A 24,713-nucleotide genomic window follows, 5' to 3' on the forward strand; every position below is an offset into this window, starting at 1 on the left:
TGGGCAGTGCCCGTATTGTTCTGAATGCGGCGTCGCTTCAGTCCGCGGTGACATTCGCAGCGGCAGTGGCCGATGGCTGATCGCGCCGCCAGACATTCACCAGCTGCACCAGCGCCAGTACCGCCAGCGCGACCATGCTGGCAGCCACCGGCAGCATCGCCAGGCCCAGCGGATAACCGACCACCGGGCTGTTGATGGTCCAGCCGAACTGCATCTGGTTCCAACCGCCCCAGGCCGCCAAGCAGCTCGCAGCTGCCACCAGCAGCCAGCTGAGGGAGTCGACGACGCGGCGGAACAGCCACGGGAAGCGGTCGCGCAGCATGGAGAAACTCATCAGCTCGCCGCGACGCATGCTCGAAGCGACGCCGACGAACACCAGCCAGACGAATGCCAGCCGCGACAGTTCCTCGGCGCCCGTCCAACCGGTGCCAAAGGCATAACGCAGCACCACGCTGGAGAACACCACGATGACCATGAAGGCCATCAGCGCGGCCATCAGCCAGTCGGTCAGGCGGTCGAAGTGCTGGGCGACCGTGCCGCTGTAGATCGGCTCGTTGGTCAAAGGCGGCGCCGTGGTAGCGCTATCAAACGGACGCGAGGAAAGATCGACACGGGTTTCGATCAGCTCATCCAGACCGGCGCCCTGCATCCAATCGACGATCTGGCGCAAGACGACTTCGCGGGGCTGGCTGGCATCCACCGTCAGTACGCCGGGTTCGCCCTCGGGTGATTCCAAGGTGGCGAACTGGCTGTCGACCAGGGAAATCGGCATGAAATGGCCCGGCCGTCCGCCGACGCGCTGCACGGCGGTTTCGTAATCGATGGCCAGATGGGCGAAACGCAGCTCCGGAACCGCACTGCGCAGCAACTCCCGGTAGCTGCGCTTGAGCGCCGAGCAAGCCAGCACGAAGCCGCTGCCTGCCGCTAAAGTGCGCTGCATTTCAGCGATCAGCGCGTGCAGCCACTCCACGCGATCGGCGTCGGACAGCGGCGTGCCGGCACGCATGCGCGCCACGTTCTCTGCCGGGTGAAAGTTGTCCGCTTCGATGTGCGGCAGGCCGAGCGCGTCGGCTACGGCGTGGCTGGTGTCGGTCTTGCCGGAACCGCTGACGCCCATGACGACCAGCACCGGAAGCGCGGAAGCCTTTGAGGTATGCACTGAAGGCATGTGAGAAATCCATTGTTTTGCTTGTTTGGTCGGATGTTAGCGCTATCAAACGGCGCGATAGAACTACCGCTCGTCGACCGATCAGTCACGTATCGCCTGCATCGAAACGGTATGCCGGTCGACTTTCGCGGCGGCATGACTACAATCGCGCCCCTGTGCAATCGAGGACATCGAGCATGCCCAAAGCCATGTGCCGCCACATTCTGGTCAAGACCGAGGCCGAAGCCGCGCAGCTGAAAAAGCGCCTGGCCAACGGCGAGGCGTTCGACGTGCTGGCGCGCAAGTACTCGACTTGCCCGTCCGGCAAGAAAGGTGGCGATCTCGGCGAAGTGCGCCCGGGACAGATGGTGCGCAGCATCGATCAGGTGATCTTCAAGAAGCCGCTGCGCGAAGTGCACGGCCCGGTAAAGAGCCAGTTCGGCTACCACCTGGTGCAGGTGTTCTACCGCGACTGAGCCAGCGCTCAGCCAAAGCGCTGCAGCTGCATCTCCCGCAGGCGACTGAGCGTGCGGCGGAACGGGAATGCCAGATAGCCCGCGGTATACAGCTCGTCCAGTGCCACCTCAGCTTCGATATAGAGCGGAATCCGTCGGTCGTAGCATTCGTCCACCAGCGCGATGAAGCGGCGCACGGCATCATCCCGCGCGGCGAGCCTGGGCAGTTGGCGGTCGCCCGCCTCGACCCGCGCGGCTCCATCCTCGGTGCCACGGGCTATGCGCCCATCGCGCTGCGTGCCACCCAGCCTGGGCACGTCACCAATCAGGATCGCCGTGAAACGGTCGCACAGCTCGATGAAGTCCAGCGCCGAAAACGGCTGCTCGCAGAGGTCGGCGAAGCGGCACCAGAGCACCGATTCGCTACGCCGCACGACGTCGAGCGGACGACGGCTGAGTGCGAGTGGCTCGGTGCTGACCGCACCATCGGACAGCGCCTCGAACGTCGCGGCTAACGCAGTGGCGCCGTCGAACGGGGCGATCCAGTAGCGCTGCAACACAGCGCCGGGACGCAGGCGGTGATCGGCGCCACCATCCACATCCACCACATGCATGTGTTGAACGATGGCATCGATGGCCGGCAGAAAACGCTCGCGATTGAACCCATCGGCATACAACTGCTCCGGCGGTTGATTGGAGGTGGAGACGATCACCACGCCGTGCTCGAAGAGCACCTGGAACAGGCGCCCCAGGATGATCGCGTCGCCGATGTCGCCGACGAACAGCTCGTCGAAGCAGAGCACGCGAATCTCTTGCGAGAGTTCTCTCGCCAGGGCCTGCAACGGATCGGCCGTGCCGTTGAGCTGGAACAGCCGGATATGCACCCAGCGCATGAAATGGTGGAAATGCTGCCGCCGCGACGGAACCGTCAGGCTTGCGTTAAACAGGTCCATCAGCCAGGTCTTGCCGCGCCCGACCGGTCCCCATAGGTAGACGCCAAGCGGCAGGTCCCCACCTGAAAGCAGCGCCTCATGACAGGCCTGAAGCCGTGCAACGGCGCGCTGTTGAGCCGCATCGGCAACGAAACCGTCTTGTGCGATTGCCTGCTGGTAGCGTTCACGGGGCGAGTCGGCGTGCATGATCGTCCGGCGCAAAAGCCGCCATGGTAGCGCGCGACCGCTCAGTTGTGCCCATCCTGCAGCAGTCGCTCGGCCTGGGCGCGGAGCTGCTCCAGCAACATCGCCTGCGCCGGTAGCGGCTGCTCGTGAACACGGGTCAACGCATAGACCGGCACGCTGACGGCGGGCTCGAGCAGACGGGTCTGCACCTCGCCGCCAGTGGCCGCCAGCGCGGTGAACGGATCGACCAGCGCCACGCCCTGCCCCGCGGACACCAGCTGTCGCGCCAGCTGATAGGTCTGCACCCAGGTAACGACGCGCGGCGGCGAATCGAGCTCCTCTATGTGGCCGCGCAACAGGCTGCCCAGTGCATCGCGGGCGTCGATGCCGACCAGTGCTTTACCCGCCAAGGCCTGCAGCCGCAGCGGGCGGTGCAGTTCATCCGGCTGCCACCAGCCAGGCGGCGCGATCACACGCATGCGTCCCTCGGCCAGCAATCGGCTGCTGAGCCCCGGATGCTCAACCGCCTGTGACGTCAGCCCGAGATCGGCTTCACGCAGTAGCAGGGCCTCGACGATTTCCGCCGTGTGCTGCGTCGCGAGCTGACAGACCGTCCGTGGAAATCGCTCGCGCCAGGCGCGCAACGCCTGTGGCAGCAGCGCCTGAGCCAGCGCCGGCGTGCAGATCAGGCGCAGTGCGCACTCCTCGCCCCGGCCGAGGTTGTCTGCAAGCCGCCGCAGATTCTGCAGGTCGATCGCCAGGCGTTCGGTCTGCTGCTGCAACACCCGCGCCTCGGCGGTGGGCTGCAGCTTGCCGCGCACCCGGTCGAACAGCGCAAAGCCCAGTTGCTGCTCGGCATGCTTGAGAATCTTGCTCGCCGCCGGCTGGGAGATATGCAGCAGCTCGGCCGCGGCCGTCAGGCTGCCAGTTTGCAGGATCGCCTGGAACAGTTCGATATGACGCAACCGCATGCATGTCCCCCCTTCAGTCAATCGAGCATAACCGCAGGTTATGGGAACGTTCCATCCTTTCATTGGCCGCCTCGCTAACACGCGGCCTAGGCTGCGCTGATCGGGTCGGAGGAGCGGTTGCATGCGGGTAGCAGTCATCGGCGCAGGGGTCATCGGGCTTGCCACGGCCTATTCATTGGTGCGCCAGGGGCACAGCGTGGTGCTGATCGAACGGCGCGACGATGTTGCCCTGGAAACCAGCTTCGCCAATGGCGGGCAGCTCAGCTATCGCTACGTTTCCCCCCTGGCCGATGCCGGCGTGCCGCTGCAGGCGATTGGCTGGATGCTGCGCGGAGCCGATGCCCCGCTGCGCTTCCGACCGCAGGCAAGTCTGCACCAGTGGCGCTGGTGCCTGCAGTTCCTGCTGGCGTGCCAGCGCTCGGTCAATCGGCGCAACGCGGCTCACTTGCTGCGGCTCGCCCTGCACAGCCAGCAGATCCTGCGCAACTGGCGCGAGCAGGACCAGCTGGACGGCTTCGCCTGGCGCGCCAACGGCAAGCTGGTGATCTATCGCGATCAGCACAGCCTGCACAAAGGCGCGGCGGGCATCGACGACGATTCCGGGCAGCGGCTGCTGGACGCCGCGCAATGCGTCGACGTCGAGCCGGCGCTGGCGCCGCTGGCGGCATCGCTGCACGGCGGCATCTATTCGCCCGGCGACGAGGTTGCCGACTGCCATCTGTTCTGCACCGAGCTGCTGCAGCGACTACGCGCATCCACTCGGTTTCGTCTGCATACCGGGCAATCGGTAAGCGCTTTGCGCAGCGAAGGCAAGCGCGTCCGCGCCGTCGTGCTCGGGGTCGATGAAGTCTCCATCGACCATCTGGTAGTGGCGGCCGGCACCGGCAGCGTCGGGCTGCTGCGGCCACTGGGCATCGATCTGCCGATCTATCCGCTCAAGGGCTACAGCCTGACCCTGCCGCTGGGCGAACGGAGCCAGGTGCCGCAGACCAACGTCACCGATTACGACAACAAGGTCGTCTACGCCCGCCTCGACGATCAGCTGCGCGTCGCGGCAATGGTGGATATCGGCGGCTGGGACAGCGCACTCGACCACAAACGCATCGCGACGCTGCAGCGCCTGGCTGGCGCGACCTTCCCCGACGCGGGGGACTACCGGCACGCCCGCAAATGGGCAGGTCTGCGCCCAGCCACACCGGAGGGCACGCCGCTGATCGGCCGCAGCGGCATCGATAATCTCTGGCTCAACGTCGGCCACGGCAGCCTGGGCTTCACGCTCGCCTGCGGCAGCGCCGACCTGCTCGCCAGCGAAATCGGCGGATCGCCGCCAGCGGTTTCGCTGCAGGGGCTGAGCCTAACCTGCTGATCTCACAGCCGTACCGTTCCGACCGGGCGACAACAACCTGGATGCCATCACCTATGTAGTGGGCCAGTGGTGCGATCCAGGAAGCACTGACGAACGTGAAAGCGCGGATCATCCCGGTCCAGGGCGAGGCAATCGACGCTATGCTCGCCAAGGCCGACTACTACAGCGCGGCGCCGATCCCCGGCGGGCTCTATCCGGGTGTCGTTGACGCGGTCCCCTCGATCGGCGGCAAGGCGGTTCTGGCCACCACCAGCAAGACCGCCCCCGAAGTGGGTCTACCAACTGGTCAAGTCGGTATTCGACAACCTCGAACGATTCAAGCGCCTGCATCCGGCCTTCGCCGAGCTTCAAGCCGAGGACATGATCCGCGTCGGACTGACTGCGCCGCTGCACGAGGGCGCCGAGCGTTATTACAAGGAGAAGGGTTGGCTGTAGGCGACGACATCAGCGGGCGACAGCGCCCGCTGATGTACGGGTTCAGAGCTCCACGGACAGGCTTACGCTCAGGTTGCGCGGCTCACCCGGCATCACCCAGACATTACTGTAGGAACGCTCGTAGTAGGTCCGGTCGAACGCATTGTTAAGGTTCATGCCAAGAGTCAGCTTTTCCGTCGCCTTGTAGCGCGCCAGCAGGTCCACGGTCGTGTACGACGGCAACTCGAAGTCGCTATCGGCCTGCCCTGCCCGGTCGCCCACATAGTTCACCGCGCCGCCAAGGGAGAGCCCGCTGAGATCGCCATCGAGGAATTCGTAGGTGGTCAGCAGGCTGCCGCTGTGGCGTGGCACGTTGAGCAGCCGGCTCCCGCGCGCCAGGGTGTTGTCGCGGGTCACTTCCGCATCCACGTAGGCGTAGGCGCCGATCAGTCGAATGGCGTCGGTGAGCTGGCCGGCGAGCTGCAGGTCCACACCGCGGCTGCGAACTTCGCCCGCAGCGATCTGAAAGCCATCGTTGGCCGGATCGCTGGTCAGCACATTTTCCTTGGTCAGGTGGAACGCGGCGGCGGTCAGCCCCAGGCGTCCATCGAACAGGTCGAGCTTGACTCCTGCCTCATAACCCATGCCTTCTTCAGGATCGAAAGTCGCGCCACTGAAGTCTGCTCCGTTATTCGGCTTGAACGACTGCGAGGCGTTGGCGAACAGCCCCACCTCCGGTACCAGCTGATAGAGCACGCCGATACGAGGCGTGACCTTTTCATGAGTCTGCTCGGTGCGCCGGCCAGCAACCTCATTGTCCAGGCGTTGCTCGTAGTGGTCATAACGGGCGCCGATGACGCCAAAGAGCTTGTCGGTAAAGCGAATCTGGTCCTGCAGGTTCAGTGCACGACTATGCACCAGCTCATTACGGTCGACCGTACGCGCAGGGTTGAATGCCGGGCGCGGCGCGCCGTAGACCGGGTTGTAAAGGTCGATGCTACGCAGATTGTTGGAGCGCAGCATGAATTCGCTCAAGGCATAGCGCTCGTACTCGGTGCCGATCAGCAACTGATGCTCGATCGAACCGGTGTCGACCCGGCCGTGCAGTTCCAGTTGGGTGATCGCGTCCTGCCAGTCATAGTCGCGATAGCGCAGGTTGCGCAGCAGCGTGCGGTCATCAGCAGCGACGCTCGCCGCTTCGGTGGCATAGCCGTCCATCCGCCCCTGCTTGTAGTGACTGGCCAGGCGCAGTGTCCAGACCTCGTTGAGGTCGTGTTCGAGTTCGGCCTGCAGTGTTTCGTTGTCGTTGCTGATCGGACCGTCCGAGGGTTCGCCATAGAAGGCCGAGCGGGACACCCGGCCCAGGTTGCCGCCCGGTGCGACCACCCCGCGGTCGAAGGTCTGCCGGTTGCGCACCACCTCAGCCTGCACCAGCAACCGCGTATAGGGGCTCAGCTCCCAGCTGAAGGCCGGTGCCACGAACTGCCGCTCGGATTCGCGATGGTCGCGGAAACTCTTGTTGTCTTCGACGGCGATGTTCATGCGGTACAGCATGTTGCCGTCTTCATCCAGCGGCGTGTTCACGTCCAACGCGCTGCGGTAGCGATCCCAACGCCCGGCGCTCAGGTCGAGACGGGCGAAGCTGTCCAGCTGCGGCCGCTTGCTGACGATGTTGATGGTGCCGCCCGGATCGCCACGGCCGTAGAGGCTGGCGGACGGTCCCTTGAGTACCTCGACGCGTTCGATGCTCGCCGCGTCCGGCGGGTTCATGTAGCCCCGGTTGACGCTGAAGCCATCCTTGTAGAACTCGCTGGTGGTCAACCCGCGGACGCTGTACTCGTACATCGTCAGGCCGCCGAAGTCGTTCTGCCGTGCAACGCCGCCGGCGAAGTCCAACGCCCTTTCCACTCGTGGGCTGTCCAGGTCGTCCAGCACCGAGGCCGGGACGACGCTGATCGACTGGGGTATTTCCTCGATGGGCGTATCGGTCCTGGTGGCACTGCGCGTGCGCTTGGCGCGATAGCCCTGCACCGGTCCGTCGGCACGTTCCTGATCGGCGGTGATGACGACCGAATCCAGCACCGCCGCCTCCTGCGCGCCCGCCAGGGGCACACCGGCCAGCATCAATACCGCTCCGGCACCCGCCCACTTCAATACCGCGACTTTCTCACTCATGCCTAATGCTCAAAGGTTACGACGTTATATCGTAACAATGCTGTCCGTTTGGCTTGGCGCTGTCAATGGAACGATTCGCATCTGCTTCGCCACGAATGGCCGGTTCCTCGATTGCTGCGTTCACCCTCCTTACTCCGATGGCGCAGCTATGCGACAATGCGCGCCTTTCGCTCGGCCGCAATCCCCGCATTCGTTCTCGACAGCCAGCATCCGTCGCTGTCGTACTCCTCAGCATTGCAGGATCACCAGCTCCTTCCGGAGCGAGCTGGAACGCCGAGTATTGCTGCCGGATCGGTCCCGGCCCGTTACACGTCGCATTCATTGATAGGTAAGCCCTTGATCTCCACCGCCAACATCACCATGCAGTTCGGTGCCAAGCCGCTGTTCGAAAACGTTTCCGTCAAGTTCGGCGGTGGCAACCGCTACGGTCTCATCGGCGCCAACGGCTGCGGCAAGTCGACCTTCATGAAGATCCTCGGTGGCGAGCTGGAGCCATCGGCCGGCCAGGTGATGCTCGAGCCCAACGTGCGTCTGGGCAAGCTGCGCCAGGATCAGTTCGCCTATGAAGATTTCAGCGTGATCGACACGGTGATCATGGGCCACACCGAGCTGTGGAAGGTGAAGGCCGAGCGCGACCGCATCTACTCGCTGCCGGAAATGAGCGAAGAAGACGGCATGGCGGTCGCCGAGCTGGAGGTTCAGTTCGCCGAGTTCGACGGCTACACCGCCGAATCGCGCGCCGGCGAGCTGCTGCTCGGCCTCGGCATCCCGCTCGATCAGCATTTCGGCCCGATGAGTGCCGTGGCGCCCGGCTGGAAGCTGCGCGTACTGCTGGCCCAGGCGCTGTTCTCCGACCCGGAAGTGCTGCTGCTGGACGAGCCGACCAACCACCTGGACATCAACACCATCCGCTGGCTGGAATCGATTCTCACGGCGCGCAACAGCACCATGATCATCATTTCCCACGACCGTCACTTCCTGAACTCGGTCTGCACCCACATGGCCGACCTGGATTACGGCGAGCTGCGCCTGTTCCCGGGCAACTACGACGAATACATGACCGCTGCGACCCAGGCCCGTGAACGCCTGCTCTCGGACAACGCCAAGAAGAAGGCGCAGATCGCCGAACTGCAGACCTTCGTCAGCCGCTTCTCGGCCAACGCCTCCAAGGCCAAGCAGGCCACCAGCCGCGCGAAGCTGATCGACAAGATCCAGCTCGACGAAGTGAAGCCGTCCAGTCGCGTCAGCCCGTTCATCCGTTTCGAGCAGTACAAGAAGCTGCATCGCCAGGCGGTCACCCTGGAGCGCATCAGTCAGGGCTATGACGGCACGCCACTGTTCCAGAACCTGAATCTGCAGGTCGAGGCCGGCGAGCGCGTGGCCATCATCGGCCCGAACGGCATCGGCAAGACCACCCTGCTGCGCACACTGGTCGGCGAGTTGCCGCCGATGTCCGGTGAAGTGAAGTGGACCGAAAGTGCCGATGTGGGCTATTTCGCCCAAGACCACGCCGAGGACTTCGAGGACGACGTCACCCTCTTCGACTGGATGGGCCAGTGGACCCAGGGTGGCGAGCAACTGGTGCGCGGCACGTTGGGCCGCATGCTGTTCTCCAACGACGAGATCAAGAAATCGGTCAAGGTGATCTCCGGCGGCGAACAGGGCCGCATGCTGTTCGGCAAGCTGATCCTGAAGAAGCCCAACGTGCTGGTGATGGACGAACCAACCAACCACCTGGACATGGAATCCATCGAGGCACTCAACCTAGCACTCGAGAACTACCCGGGCACGCTGATCTTCGTCAGCCACGACCGCGAGTTCGTCAGCTCCCTGGCCACGCGCATCATCGAATTGTCGGAGAACGGCGTGACCGACTTCAGCGGCAGCTACGACGACTATCTGCGCAGCCAGGGCGTGCTTGTTTGAAACCCTCGCGCATGAAATGAAAAAGCCCCGCATCCGCGGGGCTTTTTCGTTTCATGGGTGGCTCTAACCGACTGCCGTGCTCCAGTCGATCACCCCCAGCTGCCAGGTGCCCAGGATCAAAAGACCGAAACCGATCCGGTACCAGGCGAACGCAGCGTAGCTGTGGTTACCGATGAACTTCAGCAGCGCTCGCACGGCCAGCATGGCGAAAATGAACGAGGTAACGAAGCCGATGGCGAACACGGCGAAGTCGCCCGGCTGGAACAGTTCGCGGTATTTGTAGCCGGAATAGACAGCAGCGCCGACCATGGTTGGCATCGCCAGGAAGAACGAGAACTCGGTGGCGGCTTTGCGCGACAGGCCGAACAGCAGTCCACCAATGATCGTCGAGCCCGACCGCGAAGTGCCCGGCACCAGCGCCAGGCATTGGGCGAAACCGACCTTCAAGGCCAGCGTCCAGGTCATGTCATCGACTGTCTCGGCGCGGATCGCGTGATCACGACGCTCGGCCCAGAGCATGACGATGCCACCGATGACCAGCGCGGTGGCCACTGTGATCGGGTTGAACAGGTATTCGTGAATCAGATCGGCAAAGGCCACGCCAAGCACCACAGCCGGCATGAAGGCGACCAGCAGGTTGGCCGTGAACTTCTGTGCCTGGCGCTCCCTAGGCAGGCCGACCACCACATCGATGATCTTGCGCCGATATTCCCAGATCACTGCGAGGATCGCGCCGAGCTGGATGATGATATTGAAAGCCAGTGCGCGTTCACCGCCGAAGCCGATCAGATCCGCGACGATGATTTGGTGGCCGGTACTGGAGACCGGAAGAAACTCGGTTATTCCCTCTACTACGCCCAGAATCAGTGCCTGAACCGCAATCCAAAGATCCATCTACTCCCCAAAAGCGATGCCACTCATCGCACATGAATGCAACCAAGGTATATATCACAAAGCCATCGAAACGCTGTTCTGACTCGCCGCGGGGAACTAAATTCCACGGCAGACGAAGCGCGGGCTCATTTTTAGTCACAAGCGGCCGAAAAGCTACTTAGAAGCCATTGTCCGGCTCTAACCAGCAGGCCGCACGCAGCTGACAGGCGAGCCATTGGTTGCTTGAGCGGGCACAGGCTCAGGTGGTTGTCGTCACCAGCATGGCGCTACCACTTGCAACAAACCAAGCATCGTCCGAGCCACCACAAGACAAGAACGATAAGAAAGACACCTCCAGGAGCCGTATTCATGAATCTGCTGCGCAATGTTCCTATCAGCAAGCGCCTCTGGCTGATCCCCGTGGTCGCCATCGCCATGCTGTTCATCCTCGGCCTGCTGATGATCCAGCAGGTTCGCTCCGACCTGTACCGAGGCAAGCAGGAGGCGACGCGTAACGTGGTTGAAGCGGCCGCCGGTGTTTTCGAGCACTACCGCAAGCTGGAAACCAGCGGTGCGATGAGTACTGCCGAGGCGCAACGTGCCGCCATGGAGCAGATCCGGCTGCTGCGCTATGACGGCCAGGACTACTTCTGGATCAACGATCTCGGCCCGACCATGATCATGCACCCGATGCAGCCCAAGCTCGACGGCCAGGATCTTTCGAAGATCAAGGATCCGGAAGGCAAGGAGCTGTTCAACGAGATGGTCGCCATCGCTCGTCGTGACGGTGCAGGCCTGGTCGACTACATGTGGGCCAAGCCCGGCGAAGAGAATCCGGTGCCGAAAATCTCCTATGTGCAACTGTTCAAGCCCTGGGGCTGGATCATCGGCTCAGGCATCTACGTCGATGACGTGGAGCAGGAGTTCTGGAACTACGTGACGCGCTTTTCCATCATCGGTCTGTTCATCGCCGCGATCATGGCCGTGGTGGTCGCCATCCTGATCCGCAGTATCGTTGCGCCGCTGCGCCACACGATGGCGGCGATGGCCAATATCGCCAGCGGCGAAGCCGACCTGACCCACACACTGGATGTGTCGGGCAATGATGAGCTGACCACGCTCGGCCGAGATTTCAACCGATTCACCCAAAAACTGCGTACCGTTGTCGGTCAGCTTTTCGAAACGGCCGGAGCCCTGGATCAATCCTCGCGCTCGCTCAGCGAGCTTTCTAGCCAGACCCACGAACAGAGCCAGCAGCAGATGCTGCAAATGGAACAGGTGGCCACGGCAGTCAACGAGGTTACCTACGCAGTGCAGGAAGTCGCCAAGAACGCCGAACACGCGTCGAGCGAAGTGGGCGCAGCAGAGAACCAGGCCGGGCTCGGCCAGCGCAACATCGAGACGAGCCTGCAACAGATCGATGAGCTGTCGGCAACGATTAGCCAGGCGGTGGACGTGATCCAGTCGCTGGCCGATGAAACCACCAAGATCGGCTCCGTTCTCGAGGTCATCGGCTCCATCGCCGAGCAGACCAACCTGCTGGCACTGAATGCCGCAATCGAAGCTGCACGAGCTGGCGAGCAGGGCCGTGGCTTCGCCGTGGTAGCCGACGAGGTGCGTCTGCTGGCTCAGCGGACACAACAGTCGACAGCGGAGATCCAAGGCATGATCGAGCGCCTGCAGAAGAATTCAGGTGCAGCCGTGAACGTCATCATGGAAAGCAACCGGGCCTCGCAGCTCACTGTCGAGCAGGCCAGTCAGGCTGGCGAAAGTCTTGGCGAGATCGCTCAGGCTTTGCGCAACCTGTCGGGCGTCAACGCTTCGATTGCCAGCGCCACCCTGCAGCAGTCCCATGTGGTCGAGGAGATCAACCAGAACGTGACCCAGGCCGCCGGCCTGGCGCAAGAGAGTACGCTGGCAGCCGAGCAGTCCAGTGAGGCGGGCAAGCGTCTGGGCGAACTCGCCAGCCAGCTCAATCGCCTGCTCAGTCAGTTCAGGGTCTGATCCCCCACCCGGCGGTCCTCGTGCGAGCGGGACCGCCGGCACCCTACTGAAGCAGTGCCCCCTCCCGCTTGCACCATCAGCAAGCAGGCGCCAGCCTAACCTCAACATCTCCCCTCGCGACAGGTTGTCGCACGGGCCTTTTCCCACTGCGGCCTAGCAAGCCCACCTCCCTCACCTCGCCAGTGAAATTCTCCAGCAGTGACAAGAGTTTAGATCGAACCTGGAGCCCCCGGCCGACCATGCGTCAACGTTATACCTTTGGCTAATTGCAAAGGCCTTCAAATTTTTTCGAACTCGCATGTGACTCATCAGTCCTCTGGGTACATCAACTGCAATGTAAGGCCAATGCCAACGAGCTTGGCTGCAGGTATTTTGGGTATCACACAGAGAGACATGCCCCATGCACACCCCGCTGCGTATCAATGAAGCCCTTCTGATCACCGACCGCGCGTTCAAACCATTCCAGTGCGTTGCCTGGACGCTGCCCGAAGGAAACGGCGAAGTCAGCATCACCGTTGTCGATCGCGACGAAGCCCGCCTCTTGGGTCGTTGCAAAATGTCCAGCAGCGTTTTCACCGATCCTGTGAAGCTCGGTGAAACCCTGGAGCAGACTCGCGAGCAACTCAGCCGCGACGGCGCCCACTTCTCCCCTTGGCACATGCCTGAATAAGCATGGCTCGCCCGAACGAAGGCCTGCGGCACGCGCTCCAGGCCTTTTTTCATGTCCGGCGGTTGGGCTGCCCTGGTGATCTCGACTGATCCATTCGGCTGTTTAACGGTCTCAACAGCAACGGACATAACAGGAGAGACCCATGAAAGGTGCAGAAGCCTACGTCAACGATCAATGGCAAAGCTGCGGGCTTGCCGATCTACCTCGAGACTCCGGCGGCCACTTGGTGAAACTGCACTTCGTCATTCCGCGCGACACACAGACGCCCGGACTCATCGACCACATCGGTGACGTCGCACAGCGGCACTTGAGCGAGGCCTATGGCGGGCGCAAGGTCACCCGCAAGCCAGTAGTCGGCTCGGTGGTCGGCGACGGTAGTGGTGATGCCATCGACCTGGAATTCGAGATAGCAGCAGCCGAATAACGGGGCTGCACTCCTCGACGCTGGCACTCTAGGATAAGCCGAATGTGATGCCTGCCGACGAACGCCGGCTTTTCCGAAGGAACACCGAAGATGACTCCCTTTGATCTGCAGCGCATGCTTTTGCATGAGTTTCCGCTGATGTTCGTAGCGGAAGTGGCGCTACGGGCATTGCTCGCTTTCGCAGCGGTTTTCATCTTTCTCAAGGTCAGCGGCCGTCGGGGCATTCGCCAGCTCTCGGTGTTCGAGCTGGTCATCATCCTGACCCTCGGTTCCGCCGCCGGCGACGTCTCGTTTTATGAAGACGTACCATTGCTGCCGGTCGCGGCGGTGTTCGTCACCCTGCTGTTCTTGTATCGCTTCACCGTGTATCTGATGAATCGCAGCCCGCGCTTCGGTGTGTGGCTGGAAGGTAGACCGGTCACCATCATTCGCGACGGCATCTACGAACTGCGCAGCCTGGACAGCTTGAACATCTCGGCTGACGAATTCTTCATGGAACTGCGCCAGCAGGGGGTCGAGCACCTTGGTCAGGTACGGCTCGGCATTCTGGAAAACGACGGCAACGTCAGTCTGTTCTTCCATGAACCCGAAGCAGTACGTCCCGGACTCTCCGTTCTACCGCCGGAATACCGGCCGGAATTCCGCCAGGTTCCCGCGGCCGGCATGTATGCATGCGGCCGCTGCGGTTTCCCCCAGGCACTGGAAAGCCAACAGACGCAGCGATGCCCGCGCTGCTCCAATCCGACCTGGTCAAAGGCGCTGACGACGCTGCGATCACGCTGATACACGGTACGAACCGCCATCGCTCTAACCGGTCAGTTGATAGAGGCCAGCAATCTCCGTTGCGGCTGTCCGACTTCAATCCAGATCAAAGCAGGAGCAGACCATGCTTGGCGACTATTCATCGATCAACGACCACCTCGAAACCGCGCGCAAGCACGCAGACCAGGCTGAAACCGAGGCCAAGCCAGAGCTCTACCGCGAAGCGGTTGACGAACTCGTCGCAGCAATCCGCCTGTTGATGCGCAACGGCAACGAAAAGGACAACTGAGCCGCTCCATCGCCTCGCCAGCAGGGCTGGCGAGGCCCAGAGGATCTCGCAATAGATGCGCGACGACAGCACGATGCAAGAGCCCCCTCCCCTGGCGGAGGGAGATCGTCCCGTTCCCAGGGACGAAGCGGGCGACACCGGCACCCTCTTATGCCCTGCGTTACCACCGGACCTGCACTACGTAGATGATTCGCAACCCGGCATCCGCCGCCGGACGTTACGTGGGAAGTTCGCCTACTTCGATACTGACGGCGAGCGCATCCGCGACGGAGACGAGATACGCAGGATCAACAAGTTGGCGATACCGCCGGCGTACCGTGATGTCTGGATCTGCTCCGATCCGCAAGGTCATCTTCAAGCTACCGGTCGCGACGCCCGTGGTCGCAAGCAGTACCGTTACCACCCCCGGTGGCGAGAGATCCGAGACAGCAACAAGTACGACCGGATGCTGGAGTTCGGCGAAGCCCTGCCACGACTGCGCCGAGACCTGGAAAAACACCTGGCGCTCCGGGGCATGCCGCGCGAGAAGGTCATGGCGTTGGTGGTGCTATTGCTCGAATCCACACTAATCCGAATCGGTAATCCACGTTACGCCAAGGACAACCGCTCCTACGGGCTGACTACCCTGCGTACCCGCCATGTTGATATCCGCGGCACCGCAATCCGTTTCCACTTTCGCGGCAAAAGCGGGGTCAAGCACGAGGTCACCCTGCGCGACAAGCGCCTGGCCAGGCTTATGCGCCGCTGCATGGAGCTACCGGGCCAGCAGCTGTTTCAGTATCTGGATGACGAGGGGCAACGCCGGGCGGTCAGCTCCAGCGATGTGAATGCCTACCTGCAGGAAATGACGGGCCGCGACTTCACCGCCAAGGACTACCGCACCTGGGCCGGAAGTGCCTTGGCACTGGCGCGTCTGCGTCAGCTCGAATGCTCCCCCGAGAGCATGGCCCGGCACAATCTGGTTGAGACGGTAAGGCAGGTCGCCAGCCAGCTGGGGAACACGCCCGCCGTATGTCGACAGTGCTACATCCATCCTGCAATCCTGCAGGCATTCAGCGAGGGTGCACTGGCCGGATTGCGAGGTGCCAGGAAGCGCAGATGGCTGAGCGCGGAAGAGGTTGGATTGCTAGCCTTTCTCAGGAGCGCAGCGGATTGAAGGCGCGCCCCCGGCTCAGGCGTCGTGCTGATGCAGGGTGACTCGATTGCGTCCGGCCGCCTTGGATGCATAAAGCGCCGAGTCTGCCCATTCGATCAGCTGGGCGTGGCTGCTGGTAGGCTCGCTGAGATCAGCTACCCCGAGGCTGATGGTGAAACGAATACGGTGCTGCTCGTGCTGCACCTCATGACTCTCAACGGCATGCCGGAGGCGCTCGGCGAAGGTCATGGCGCCCTGCTTGTCGGTGTCCGGCAATAGCACGACGAACTCCTCGCCGCCGTACCGCCCCGCTACGTCCGACTCCCGCAGGTTCTCGCGGATCAGATCGGCAACCTGCTGGATGACCGCGTCGCCGACCTGGTGACCGTAGGTATCGTTGATCGCCTTGAAGTGATCGATATCGAACATCACCAGCGCGGCCTGACTCTCGTAACGGCGATGACGTGCATAGTCCAGCTGCAGCATCTCCTCCCAATGGCCGCGGTTGTACAAACCGGTCAGCCGATCGGTGCTCGACAGGCGCTGCAGCTCAGCGTTGGCCGCCTGCAGTTGGCGCCGGTTCACCGCAACGTCGGTCACGTCGTAGATGATCAGACAGACCTGGGCGATGCTGCCGTCGATGCCCTTGAGCGGCAGCAGCGTGGTGTTCTGGGACATGAAATCTTCCAGCCCGGTAATCGGCTGGTAGTTCTTGAAACGCAGGAGATACGGCCGCTGCTCCCAGATGGTGAACGAGGGCGTACCCAGGGTCATGACGCCCTCCACCTTGCGGCGAAACCAGTCCTCGTCGACTTCGGGAAAGAGAGAGAAAAAAGAGCGATTGCGCGCCTTTGCCGGCGGCAGGCCAGAGCGATTCTCCATGAAAGTGTTCCAGACCTCGACACGGAAGTCGCGGTCCAGAACCACCACACCCACGTCGATGCTCTGGACGATGGCCAGCAACCAGTGAAGCTCAGTCAACTCGGTGGTATCGCTCATGCTCAATCCATCAGGTGGGCGAGCTTGCGGGTCAGCAGCTCGACCGAATCTTCCGTGAACAACAGCAGCAGGTCAAAGTGGATGTCATGCCCTTCCAGGCTATAGCTGATCTCGACCGCCAAGGTCTTTTTCCATCTCGCGCTGTTGAGGCGTATCAGCTCCTCGATCGACGCATGCTGCCCGAGCACCTGCGGATGCCCTTGGGAAAACACGACCTCGATCTGTTCGGCGATGCCGCTCAGGCAGGCGCTGATCAGCAGGCTCGACAGATCCAGGAGCATCTCCATCTCCAGGTAATCCTGCCGGCGCATCAGGCGCGCCATGTCCGCGACCTCCGAATCATGGAACAGTAGCAACGCCTCTCCGGCGATCCCTCCACCGATGTAACCCTGACAAACCGCGGTCAACTGGTCACCGCGCGCAGCATCGGCCAGCGCCATGTGCAGTTCGCCGACCTCGAGAATGTTGACGTTGGGAATCGGCAGCTGAATGAAGACGCCCAGAACCCGCGCAAGCAGGGCCGCGGCACGACCCATGGCGATGTTGACGACCTCGCGGAAGGTGTCGCGGAAACCGATCCGTTCACCCTCCTCTCGACCGATCAGCGTCGAAAGATCGTCCAGCAGGCCAAGGCTGGCGAGCGTCTGCTGCAGGTGCACGGGGTCCGCAGGCTTCTTGATGAAGGCCAGCGCGCCGAGCGCCAGCACCCGACGTACGGCTTCATCCTGGATATCGGCCGAAATCACGATGGTTTTGCACGGCAGTTTTTCTTCGCGCAGTTGCGCAAGGACCTGATAACCGTCCAGCTCGGGCATCGTGAGGTCGAGCAGCAGCACGTCGATGTCGCCCTGCCGGACCCTCTCCAGGGCTTCGATACCGGTTGCCGCTTGGCTGACGACCACCGGCCAGCCTGCAGGCAGCGCTTGCAGCAGCTGCTTGCGGGCCAGGCTGGAGTCATCGCAGATCAGCAGTGAAATGGCAGACATGGTACGAGCTCTCGTTGCCCGATCGACCGAAGCGCCAGAGCTTATCGCAGGAAAGACGCGCTGTGTGCGTCATGGCGGCAAAATAATGGCATTTTGCCTTTAATCCGCTGAACGGCCCGGTGGACCTGCTCCACCGGGCCCGAAGATCAGTAGTACGCGTTCTCGCGATTGGTGTGGTCGGTGACGTCGCGGACCCCCTTGAGCTCTGGAATCCGAGCCAGCAACGTCTTCTCGATTCCTTCCTTCAATGTCACGTCGGCCTGACCACAGCCCTGACAGCCGCCACCGAACTGCAATACGGCGATGCCTTCGTCGACCACATCGATGAGGGTCACCTGCCCTCCGTGACTGGCCAGGCCAGGGTTGATCTCGGTCTGCAGGTAGTAATTGATGCGCTCGTTCAGCGGGCTGTCGTCATTGACCATGGGCACCTTGGCATTCGGCGCCTTGATGGTCAGCTGGCCACCCATCCGGTCAGTGGCATAGTCGACCAGTGCGTCTTCGAGGAAGGGCTCGCTGGTGCCATCGATCCAGGCGGTAAAGCTCTTCAAAGCCATGGCGATGTCATCGGGCTTCTCCTCACCCGGCTTGCAGTACGCGATGCAGGTCTCGGCGTAAGGTGTGCCGGGCTGGGTGATGAAGATGCGAATGCCGATGCCGGTGGTGTTCTGCTTTTCGAGCAGGTCGGCCAGATAATCGTGTGCAGCTTCGGTAATGGTGATCGCGCTCATGAGAACTCCTCGCAGACATGCGCGGCAGTGTACGCCAAACCACTGCCGCGGTTAAGTCCTAGTATTTTAGTCGGGATAGCTTGCTTACAGTTCCAGCACGCCCGCATCCGGTTCGAAGATCAGAGATTCTCGTAGCGATTCATGTCGAGTACCCCCGCCTCGAGTGGCTCGACCTGCTCGAGATAGCGAGTCAGATCGTTGAAATAGCTCCAGAACAGCGGGTGGCTGCGGCGAATGCCCCAGCGTTCTACCACCTGCTCAAAATCGCCCCTGTTCCGGACCTGCTCCATTGCAGCCGCGAATGCGGGCACGTCGCTTGCCGGCAGACTGAAAAGAAAGTTCGGATAGCTGCTGAGAATGCCGGGGTAGACGGTCAGGGTGTCCAGTCTCGGTTGCCAGCGCAGTGATTCACCGAACATGAACGCGACGTTGCTGTGAGCACGGTTGCGCAGGAGGCTGTAGATCTCGCGGCGGTCATCAGCATATTCGACCCGCAGCAGTGTCGCCTCCGGCAACTGCAAGATGGCGGGCAAGCCTGCTGCCATCCGGTTCGTCAGTCGAGCGAGCGCCTGCTCGACGCGCTGCAATTCGACCGACTGGTCTTCACGATAGCAATGCGTGCCTTGGCAGCGGTTGATCGGATCAGGCGCGGCATTGATAGCGGCATGGCGCACGAGCAGCCTCTGCGCGAAGTCACGCTTGGGGTCCGCCTTGCTCGACGCCACCAGCGAGGGGGTCGAGCGGTCGATGGCGGTGTAGGCCAGCAGCAGCTTCAGCTGGCCGCCCTTTTCATACCAGTCATCGAGAATCGCCTGGCGGCTGTTGGCCGGCAGCAGACGCAGGAAATTGAGCTCGGCGCCGTTGCGAATCAGATCGAAGTAAAGCCGCGTCTGGCCCTGGTGGGATACGTTGCCGAACACGTCGAAGTTGACCACCAGCTGGTAGTAGGTGCGTTCGAGCAATGGATAGTCCATCCACCACAGCGTTTGTGGAATCTCGCCGATCAGCCCCTTGCGTACCGAGGCGCTATCGTGCTGACGAAACACGCTGAGCAAGGCATTGTCGTTGCCGGACCAGATCTGCGGCCAGTCCGCCGGCGCGTCGGCATAAGCCTTGGTGCGCAGCTGCTCATATTGGTTGCGCTTGACGCGGTAGGTCTTCCAGAACGCCAGCAGATCGCCCATCTCGTCGAACTGACCCGGCATGGCTAGCAGCGGTGTGGCCTGCTCACGAAAGCGACGGTCGGTGATATAGAGGTCATGCTGCGGGTCCTGAAAAAAGACCCAGAAGTTGTCGCGAATCACGTCCGTGGCGATCTGCCCACGGCAGACCGGCCCGCGAATGAAGGTGCGCACGAAATACTCGGCGTTATCCAGCATGAACTGGTAACGCGCCTCGGCCGGAATCGCCTGGAAGGTCTTGAACGGATTGGCCCGGTGGTTGGCGCCGTAGCCCGGCACCGATTCGACGACCCAGTCGCCCTCGAAGAACAGCGATCTGACCCTTGCCAGCTTCGTCGAGCTCAGCGGATAGGTGATATGCGTCTTGTGCACGATCACATCGCTGATGGGGCGCAAGCGGTAGCTGAAGCGGGTACCCGGATCGTCGTTCGGCCGCCGCGTGGTAATGGGGTCGATTGGCTCACCGCTGGGTGTACGCGAGCGCACCAGCTGATAGAAATGCCCGCGCTCGCCATCTTCGAAATACAGGTGGGCAATGAAGAGGTGCTCATACAGCCAGCGTCCGACCAGCGTGCCGCGCGGGCCGGGCGTGTTCAGCAGGCGCTCCCATTCTTCGATCTGCAGTGCTTCCGCCGGCGACGGTTGCAGCTGCCGATGCTCGACCGGAGCGCCCTGCTCCAGCCACCGCTGCAGCGTCGCGTATTCCTGATCGCTGAGGCCGGTCACAGCGAAAGGCATGCCACCGTGCAGGTTCTTGCGTGCATAGCCATCGAACTCTTCGGGCAGCGGGCAGGTGTTCTCCCGGCCGATGCCGATGCTCAGCTCGGCGGGCAGCTTGGCATTGGGCGTCAGTGGCTGGCTGCGGCCAAGTTCCAGCATGCGCGCCATCAGCGCAGCCTGACTTTCCTGGCCATCGAGCACCCCATGAAACCCCTTGCGCCGCCAGGCGTCTGTTCCCTCGGCGTCGAGAAACAGACGGGTCGGCGCCTGCGCCTTGGAACGCACACCGTTATAGACCGGCAGTTTGTTCGCACCACGCTCGACACCCTCGCCGCTGCCCAGATTGAGCTGGCACGGTGAGTCATAGCAGGCATGGCAGGCCACGCACTTGGCGGTGAAGATCGGCTGGATATCACGCTGATACGAGAGGGCTTCGGCCTGTGCAACGCTGCCGGTGAGCAGGAACAGACAACCGAGCCAGAAACGAAGGGACATGAAACGAGCGCCTGGAAGTGAGCCTGCATTCTAGGCATGTGGAATGAGCGCCGCTTGCCCGATCATCTTGAATAATCTTCATGAAAAAGTGCAGAAGCTAAAAAAGCATGCAGCTTTGCTATCATTCGCGCTCTTTTCGTTTCCGTTTTTCAGGTAGTTCCCATGTCCACTCGCATCGCTCGACTTCAGGCCCTCCAGCAAGCACTCAAGGAGCGCATCCTGATCCTCGACGGCGGCATGGGCACCATGATCCAGAGCTACAAGCTGGAAGAGTCCGACTACCGCGGCGAGCGTTTCGCTGACTGGCCGAGCGACGTGAAGGGCAACAACGACCTGTTGCTGCTCTCCCGCCCCGACGTCATCCAGGCCATCGAGAAAGCCTATCTCGATGCCGGCGCCGACATTCTGGAAACCAACACCTTCAATGCCACCCGGGTCTCCCAGGCCGACTACGGCATGGAAGAACTGGTCTACGAGCTGAACGTGGAAGGCGCGCGCCTGGCCCGGGAAGTGGCCGATGCCAAGACCGCCGAGACGCCGGATCGCCCGCGTTTCGTCGCCGGCGTGCTCGGCCCGACCAGCCGCACCTGCTCCATCTCCCCGGACGTCAACAACCCCGGCTACCGCAACGTCACCTTCGACCTGCTGGTGGAGAACTACACCGAAGCCACCCGTGGCCTGATCGAGGGCGGCGCTGACCTGATTCTGATCGAAACGATCTTCGACACGCTGAACGCCAAGGCGGCGATCTTCGCCGTGCAGCAGGTGTTCGAGGAAGATGGCGTCGAGCTGCCGATCATGATCTCCGGCACCATCACCGACGCTTCCGGCCGCACGCTGTCCGGCCAGACCACCGAGGCGTTCTGGAACTCGGTACGCCATGCCAAGCCGATCTCCGTAGGCCTGAACTGCGCCCTGGGCGCCAAGGACCTGCGCCCCTATCTAGAGGAGCTGGCGACCAAGGCCGACACCCATGTGTCCGCCCACCCCAACGCCGGCCTGCCCAACGCCTTCGGTGAGTACGACGAAAGCCCGGCAAAAATGGCCGCGGTGGTCGAGGAGTTCGCCGCGTCGGGCTTTCTCAACATCATCGGCGGCTGCTGCGGTACCACACCGGCGCACATCCAGGCGATCGCCGAGGCTGTCAGCAAGTACCCGCCGCGCAGGATTCCGGACATTCCCAAGGCCTGCCGCCTGTCCGGCCTGGAGCCCTTCACCATCGACCGCAGCTCGCTGTTCGTCAACGTCGGCGAGCGCACCAACATCACCGGTTCGGCCAAATTCGCCCGCCTGATCCGCGAGGAGAACTACACCGAAGCGCTGGAAGTGGCCCTGCAGCAGGTGGAAGCCGGCGCCCAGGTGATCGACATCAACATGGACGAGGGCATGCTGGATTCGAAGGCGGCCATGGTCACCTTCCTCAACCTGATCGCCGGCGAGCCGGACATCTCCCGAGTGCCGATCATGATCGACTCCTCCAAGTGGGAAGTGATCGAGGCGGGCCTCAAGTGCATCCAGGGCAAGGGCATCGTCAACTCCATTTCCATGAAGGAAGGCGTCGAGCAGTTCAAGCACCACGCACACCTGTGCAAGCGCTACGGCGCCGCGGTGGTGGTGATGGCCTTCGACGAAGCCGGCCAGGCCGATACCGCCGCTCGCAAGCGCGAAATCTGCCAGCGCAGCTACGACATCCTGGTCAACGAGGTGGGCTTCCCGCCGGAAGACATCATCTTCGACCCGAACATCTTCGCCATCGCCACCGGCATCGAAGAGCACAACAACTACGCGGTCGACTTCATCGAGGCTTGCGCCTACATACGCGACCACCTGCCCTACGCGCTGACCTCCGGCGGCGTGTCCAACGTGTCGTTCTCCTTCCGCGGCAACAACCCGGTGCGCGAAGCGATCCACTCGGTGTTCCTGTTCCATGCGATCAAGGCGGGCCTGACCATGGGCATCGTCAACGCCGGTCAGCTGGAGATCTATGACGAGATTCCGAAGGAGCTGCGCGACGCGGTCGAGGACGTGGTGCTCAACCGCAGCGCCGGCGGCACCGAGGCGCTGCTGGAGATCGCCGACAAGTACAAGGGCGATGGCTCGGTCAAGGAAGCCGAGACCGAGGAATGGCGCAATCTGCCGGTGGACAAGCGCCTCGAGCACGCGCTGGTCAAGGGCATCACCGCCTTCATCGTGGAGGACACCGAGGAGTGCCGCCAGCAGTGCGCACGCCCCATCGAGGTGATCGAAGGCCCGCTGATGGCCGGTATGAACGTGGTGGGCGATCTGTTCGGCGCCGGCAAGATGTTCCTGCCCCAGGTGGTCAAGTCTGCCCGCGTGATGAAGCAGGCCGTGGCCCACCTGATCCCGTTCATCGAGGCGGAAAAGGGCGACAAGCCGGAAGCCAAGGGCAAGATCCTCATGGCGACCGTCAAGGGCGACGTGCACGACATCGGCAAGAACATCGTCGGCGTGGTACTCGGCTGCAACGGCTACGACGTGGTGGACATGGGCGTGATGGTGCCGGCGGAAAAGATCCTGCAGACCGCCATCGCCGAGAAGTGCGACATCATCGGCCTTTCCGGGCTGATCACCCCGTCGCTGGACGAAATGGTTCATGTGGCCAAGGAAATGCAGCGCCAGGGCTTCAGCCTGCCGCTGATGATCGGCGGCGCCACCACCTCCAAGGCGCACACCGCGGTGAAGATCGACCCGCAGTACAGCAACGATGCGGTGGTCTATGTCACCGATGCCTCGCGTGCAGTTGGCGTGGCCACCACCCTGCTGTCCAAGGAACTCAAGCCGGCCTTCGTCGACAAGACCCGCGAAGAGTACGCGATGATCCGCGAGCGCACCGCCAACCGCAGTGCGCGCACCGAACGCCTGAGCTACCTCGACGCTGTCGCCAACAAACCGCAGTTCGACTGGAGCGGCTACGCCCCGGTCAAGCCGAGCTTCACCGGCCGCCAGGTGCTGGAAGACATCGATCTGCGCACTCTGGTCGACTACATCGACTGGACGCCTTTCTTCATCGCCTGGGATCTGGCCGGCAAATACCCGCGCATCCTCGAGGACGAGGTGGTTGGCGAAGCGGCCACCTCGCTGTTCAACGATGCCCAGGCCATGCTGAAAAAGCTGGTCGACGACAAGCTGATCCGCGCACGTGCGGTGTTCGGCTTCTGGCCAGCCAATCAGGTCCAGGACGATGACCTGGAAGTGTACGGTGACAACGGCGAGAAGCTGGCCACCCTGCACCACCTGCGCCAGCAGACCATCAAGCCGGACGCCAAGCCGAACCTGTCGCTGGCTGACTTCGTGGCACCGAAGAGCACCGGCATCACCGACTATGTAGGCGGTTTCATCTGCACCGCTGGCATCGGTGCCGAGGAACTGGCCAAGGCCTATCAGGACAAGGGCGACGACTACAACTCGATCATGGTCAAGGCATTGGCCGACCGCCTCGCCGAGGCCTGTGCCGAATGGCTGCACGAGCAGGTGCGCAAGCACTACTGGGGCTACGCGCCGGATGAACAGCTGAGCAACGAGGAGCTGATCCGCGAGCAGTACAAGGGCATCCGCCCTGCCCCCGGTTACCCGGCATGCCCGGACCACACCGAGAAGGGCACGCTGTTCCAGCTGCTGGATGCCGACGGCATCAGCCAGGTCACCCTCACCGAGCACTACGCCATGCTGCCCACCGCGGCGGTCAGCGGCTGGTACTTCGCCCATCCCGAGGCGCAGTACTTTGCGGTCGGCAAGATCGACAAGGATCAGGTCGAGAGCTATAGCCAGCGCAAGGGTCAGGAGCTGGCCATCAGCGAGCGCTGGCTGATGCCGAACCTGGGCTACGACAACTGATCTCGACGCGGGCGTCT

Annotated in this window: 19 protein-coding genes and 1 pseudogene; 11 read left to right on the forward strand and 9 right to left on the reverse strand. The window is 62.5% G+C overall.

All coding sequences use genetic code 11. The annotated features are described in order from the left end of the window. Positions 1 to 37: 37 nt before the first annotated feature. Positions 38 to 1,168 (reverse strand): gluconokinase, GntK/IdnK-type, encoded by a 1,131-nt coding sequence (locus tag OUY36_RS11915; protein WP_267934442.1) that lies wholly within the window; start codon positions 1,166 to 1,168, stop codon positions 38 to 40. Positions 1,169 to 1,344: 176 nt separating this feature from the next. Between OUY36_RS11915 and OUY36_RS11920 the strand changes: the two genes are divergently transcribed. Continuing rightward, a complete protein-coding gene (locus tag OUY36_RS11920; RefSeq protein WP_102826002.1) occupies positions 1,345 to 1,623 on the forward strand; it encodes a peptidylprolyl isomerase in 279 nt (92 codons plus the stop codon). A gap of 8 nt (positions 1,624 to 1,631) precedes the next feature. Here OUY36_RS11920 and zapE read toward each other — a convergent pair whose 3' ends face one another. Further along, entirely contained in the window at positions 1,632 to 2,741 is a 1,110-nt protein-coding gene (gene zapE / locus OUY36_RS11925; protein WP_267934443.1) for a cell division protein ZapE, read from the reverse strand. A 41-nt stretch (positions 2,742 to 2,782) separates the two neighbouring features. Continuing rightward, complete coding sequence (locus OUY36_RS11930; RefSeq protein WP_267934444.1) at positions 2,783 to 3,691, reverse strand: LysR family transcriptional regulator; 909 nt, start codon at positions 3,689 to 3,691, stop codon at positions 2,783 to 2,785. A gap of 121 nt (positions 3,692 to 3,812) precedes the next feature. Between OUY36_RS11930 and OUY36_RS11935 the strand changes: the two genes are divergently transcribed. Together OUY36_RS11935 and OUY36_RS11940 are read left to right on the forward strand one after the other, a co-directional pair. After that, positions 3,813 to 5,057: a D-amino acid dehydrogenase gene (locus tag OUY36_RS11935; protein WP_267934446.1), complete on the forward strand. Its 1,245-nt coding sequence runs from the start codon at positions 3,813 to 3,815 to the stop codon at positions 5,055 to 5,057. Between the two features lie 25 nt (positions 5,058 to 5,082). Beyond that, positions 5,083 to 5,492 (forward strand): annotated as a pseudogene (locus OUY36_RS11940) (TAXI family TRAP transporter solute-binding subunit); the annotation flags it as partial. A 42-nt stretch (positions 5,493 to 5,534) separates the two neighbouring features. On the opposite strand, the gene OUY36_RS11945 reads toward OUY36_RS11940, so the two are convergent. Further along, positions 5,535 to 7,595 carry a TonB-dependent siderophore receptor gene (locus OUY36_RS11945; RefSeq protein WP_156245831.1) on the reverse strand — a complete coding sequence of 687 codons (2,061 nt, stop codon included), beginning with the start codon at positions 7,593 to 7,595 and terminating at the stop codon, positions 5,535 to 5,537. A 387-nt stretch (positions 7,596 to 7,982) separates the two neighbouring features. Here OUY36_RS11945 and OUY36_RS11950 point away from each other — a divergent pair, with 387 nt between their 5' ends. Beyond that, on the forward strand, positions 7,983 to 9,572 hold the full coding sequence (locus OUY36_RS11950) for an ABC-F family ATPase (protein ID WP_102841032.1): 1,590 nt from the start codon (positions 7,983 to 7,985) through the stop codon (positions 9,570 to 9,572). Positions 9,573 to 9,635: 63 nt separating this feature from the next. On the opposite strand, the gene OUY36_RS11955 is transcribed toward OUY36_RS11950, so the two are convergent. Then, on the reverse strand, positions 9,636 to 10,466 hold the full coding sequence (locus OUY36_RS11955; protein ID WP_156245779.1) for an undecaprenyl-diphosphate phosphatase: 831 nt from the start codon (positions 10,464 to 10,466) through the stop codon (positions 9,636 to 9,638). Positions 10,467 to 10,814: 348 nt separating this feature from the next. Between OUY36_RS11955 and OUY36_RS11960 the strand changes: the two genes are divergently transcribed. The 6 genes from OUY36_RS11960 to OUY36_RS11985 all read left to right on the forward strand — a co-directional run bounded on the left by OUY36_RS11960 (position 10,815) and on the right by OUY36_RS11985 (position 15,750). After that, the gene (locus OUY36_RS11960) at positions 10,815 to 12,449 is read left to right on the forward strand and encodes a methyl-accepting chemotaxis protein (RefSeq protein ID WP_063540592.1); all 1,635 of its coding nucleotides are present in this window, start codon (positions 10,815 to 10,817) and stop codon (positions 12,447 to 12,449) included. Between the two features lie 400 nt (positions 12,450 to 12,849). Continuing rightward, the gene (locus tag OUY36_RS11965) at positions 12,850 to 13,119 is read left to right on the forward strand and encodes a hypothetical protein (RefSeq protein ID WP_038659962.1); all 270 of its coding nucleotides are present in this window, start codon (positions 12,850 to 12,852) and stop codon (positions 13,117 to 13,119) included. 142 nt (positions 13,120 to 13,261) lie between these two features. Beyond that, positions 13,262 to 13,543: a hypothetical protein gene (locus tag OUY36_RS11970; RefSeq protein ID WP_063540593.1), complete on the forward strand. Its 282-nt coding sequence runs from the start codon at positions 13,262 to 13,264 to the stop codon at positions 13,541 to 13,543. Between the two features lie 90 nt (positions 13,544 to 13,633). Next, a complete protein-coding gene (locus tag OUY36_RS11975) occupies positions 13,634 to 14,326 on the forward strand; it encodes a DUF421 domain-containing protein (protein ID WP_102841030.1) in 693 nt (230 codons plus the stop codon). Positions 14,327 to 14,429: 103 nt separating this feature from the next. Then, on the forward strand, positions 14,430 to 14,594 hold the full coding sequence (locus OUY36_RS11980; RefSeq protein ID WP_166082564.1) for a hypothetical protein: 165 nt from the start codon (positions 14,430 to 14,432) through the stop codon (positions 14,592 to 14,594). Between the two features lie 55 nt (positions 14,595 to 14,649). After that, positions 14,650 to 15,750, forward strand: a complete 1,101-nt coding sequence (locus OUY36_RS11985) for a DNA topoisomerase IB (protein ID WP_267934448.1) — start codon at positions 14,650 to 14,652, stop codon at positions 15,748 to 15,750. Between the two features lie 15 nt (positions 15,751 to 15,765). Here OUY36_RS11985 and OUY36_RS11990 read toward each other — a convergent pair whose 3' ends face one another. The 4 genes from OUY36_RS11990 to OUY36_RS12005 all read right to left on the reverse strand — a co-directional run bounded on the left by OUY36_RS11990 (position 15,766) and on the right by OUY36_RS12005 (position 20,841). Next, positions 15,766 to 16,728, reverse strand: a complete 963-nt coding sequence (locus OUY36_RS11990; RefSeq protein WP_267934450.1) for a sensor domain-containing diguanylate cyclase — start codon at positions 16,726 to 16,728, stop codon at positions 15,766 to 15,768. A gap of 2 nt (positions 16,729 to 16,730) precedes the next feature. Continuing rightward, a complete protein-coding gene (locus tag OUY36_RS11995) occupies positions 16,731 to 17,714 on the reverse strand; it encodes a response regulator (protein ID WP_063540597.1) in 984 nt (327 codons plus the stop codon). Between the two features lie 146 nt (positions 17,715 to 17,860). Next, positions 17,861 to 18,445 carry a Fe-S biogenesis protein NfuA gene (gene nfuA, locus OUY36_RS12000; protein WP_063540598.1) on the reverse strand — a complete coding sequence of 195 codons (585 nt, stop codon included), beginning with the start codon at positions 18,443 to 18,445 and terminating at the stop codon, positions 17,861 to 17,863. Between the two features lie 119 nt (positions 18,446 to 18,564). Continuing rightward, positions 18,565 to 20,841, reverse strand: a complete 2,277-nt coding sequence (locus tag OUY36_RS12005) for a fatty acid cis/trans isomerase (protein ID WP_063540599.1) — start codon at positions 20,839 to 20,841, stop codon at positions 18,565 to 18,567. A gap of 162 nt (positions 20,842 to 21,003) precedes the next feature. Here OUY36_RS12005 and metH point away from each other — a divergent pair, with 162 nt between their 5' ends. Continuing rightward, positions 21,004 to 24,696, forward strand: coding sequence for a methionine synthase (metH, locus tag OUY36_RS12010; RefSeq protein WP_267934451.1), 3,693 nt, complete (start codon positions 21,004 to 21,006; stop codon positions 24,694 to 24,696). The last annotated feature ends 17 nt before the right edge of the window (positions 24,697 to 24,713 follow it).

The sequence above is a fragment of the Stutzerimonas sp. R40042 genome, from assembly GCF_026642215.1.
Taxonomy (GTDB): Bacteria; Pseudomonadota; Gammaproteobacteria; order Pseudomonadales; family Pseudomonadaceae; genus Stutzerimonas; species Stutzerimonas frequens.

What these genes read in the sequence shown, in the direction of transcription:
- OUY36_RS11915 (WP_267934442.1), bottom strand. Translation starts at nt 1,168, where the DNA reads ATGCCTTCAGTGCATACCTCAAAGGCTTCCGCGCTTCCGGTGCTGGTC.
- OUY36_RS11920 (WP_102826002.1), top strand. Translation starts at nt 1,345, where the DNA reads ATGCCCAAAGCCATGTGCCGCCACATTCTGGTCAAGACCGAGGCCGAA.
- zapE (WP_267934443.1), bottom strand. Translation starts at nt 2,741, where the DNA reads ATGCACGCCGACTCGCCCCGTGAACGCTACCAGCAGGCAATCGCACAA.
- OUY36_RS11930 (WP_267934444.1), bottom strand. Translation starts at nt 3,691, where the DNA reads ATGCGGTTGCGTCATATCGAACTGTTCCAGGCGATCCTGCAAACTGGC.
- OUY36_RS11935 (WP_267934446.1), top strand. Translation starts at nt 3,813, where the DNA reads ATGCGGGTAGCAGTCATCGGCGCAGGGGTCATCGGGCTTGCCACGGCC.
- OUY36_RS11945 (WP_156245831.1), bottom strand. Translation starts at nt 7,595, where the DNA reads ATGCTGGCCGGTGTGCCCCTGGCGGGCGCGCAGGAGGCGGCGGTGCTG.
- OUY36_RS11955 (WP_156245779.1), bottom strand. Translation starts at nt 10,466, where the DNA reads ATGGATCTTTGGATTGCGGTTCAGGCACTGATTCTGGGCGTAGTAGAG.
- OUY36_RS11960 (WP_063540592.1), top strand. Translation starts at nt 10,815, where the DNA reads ATGAATCTGCTGCGCAATGTTCCTATCAGCAAGCGCCTCTGGCTGATC.
- OUY36_RS11965 (WP_038659962.1), top strand. Translation starts at nt 12,850, where the DNA reads ATGCACACCCCGCTGCGTATCAATGAAGCCCTTCTGATCACCGACCGC.
- OUY36_RS11970 (WP_063540593.1), top strand. Translation starts at nt 13,262, where the DNA reads ATGAAAGGTGCAGAAGCCTACGTCAACGATCAATGGCAAAGCTGCGGG.
- OUY36_RS11975 (WP_102841030.1), top strand. Translation starts at nt 13,634, where the DNA reads ATGACTCCCTTTGATCTGCAGCGCATGCTTTTGCATGAGTTTCCGCTG.
- OUY36_RS11980 (WP_166082564.1), top strand. Translation starts at nt 14,430, where the DNA reads ATGCTTGGCGACTATTCATCGATCAACGACCACCTCGAAACCGCGCGC.
- OUY36_RS11985 (WP_267934448.1), top strand. Translation starts at nt 14,650, where the DNA reads ATGCGCGACGACAGCACGATGCAAGAGCCCCCTCCCCTGGCGGAGGGA.
- OUY36_RS11990 (WP_267934450.1), bottom strand. Translation starts at nt 16,728, where the DNA reads ATGAGCGATACCACCGAGTTGACTGAGCTTCACTGGTTGCTGGCCATC.
- OUY36_RS11995 (WP_063540597.1), bottom strand. Translation starts at nt 17,714, where the DNA reads ATGTCTGCCATTTCACTGCTGATCTGCGATGACTCCAGCCTGGCCCGC.
- nfuA (WP_063540598.1), bottom strand. Translation starts at nt 18,445, where the DNA reads ATGAGCGCGATCACCATTACCGAAGCTGCACACGATTATCTGGCCGAC.
- OUY36_RS12005 (WP_063540599.1), bottom strand. Translation starts at nt 20,841, where the DNA reads ATGTCCCTTCGTTTCTGGCTCGGTTGTCTGTTCCTGCTCACCGGCAGC.
- metH (WP_267934451.1), top strand. Translation starts at nt 21,004, where the DNA reads ATGTCCACTCGCATCGCTCGACTTCAGGCCCTCCAGCAAGCACTCAAG.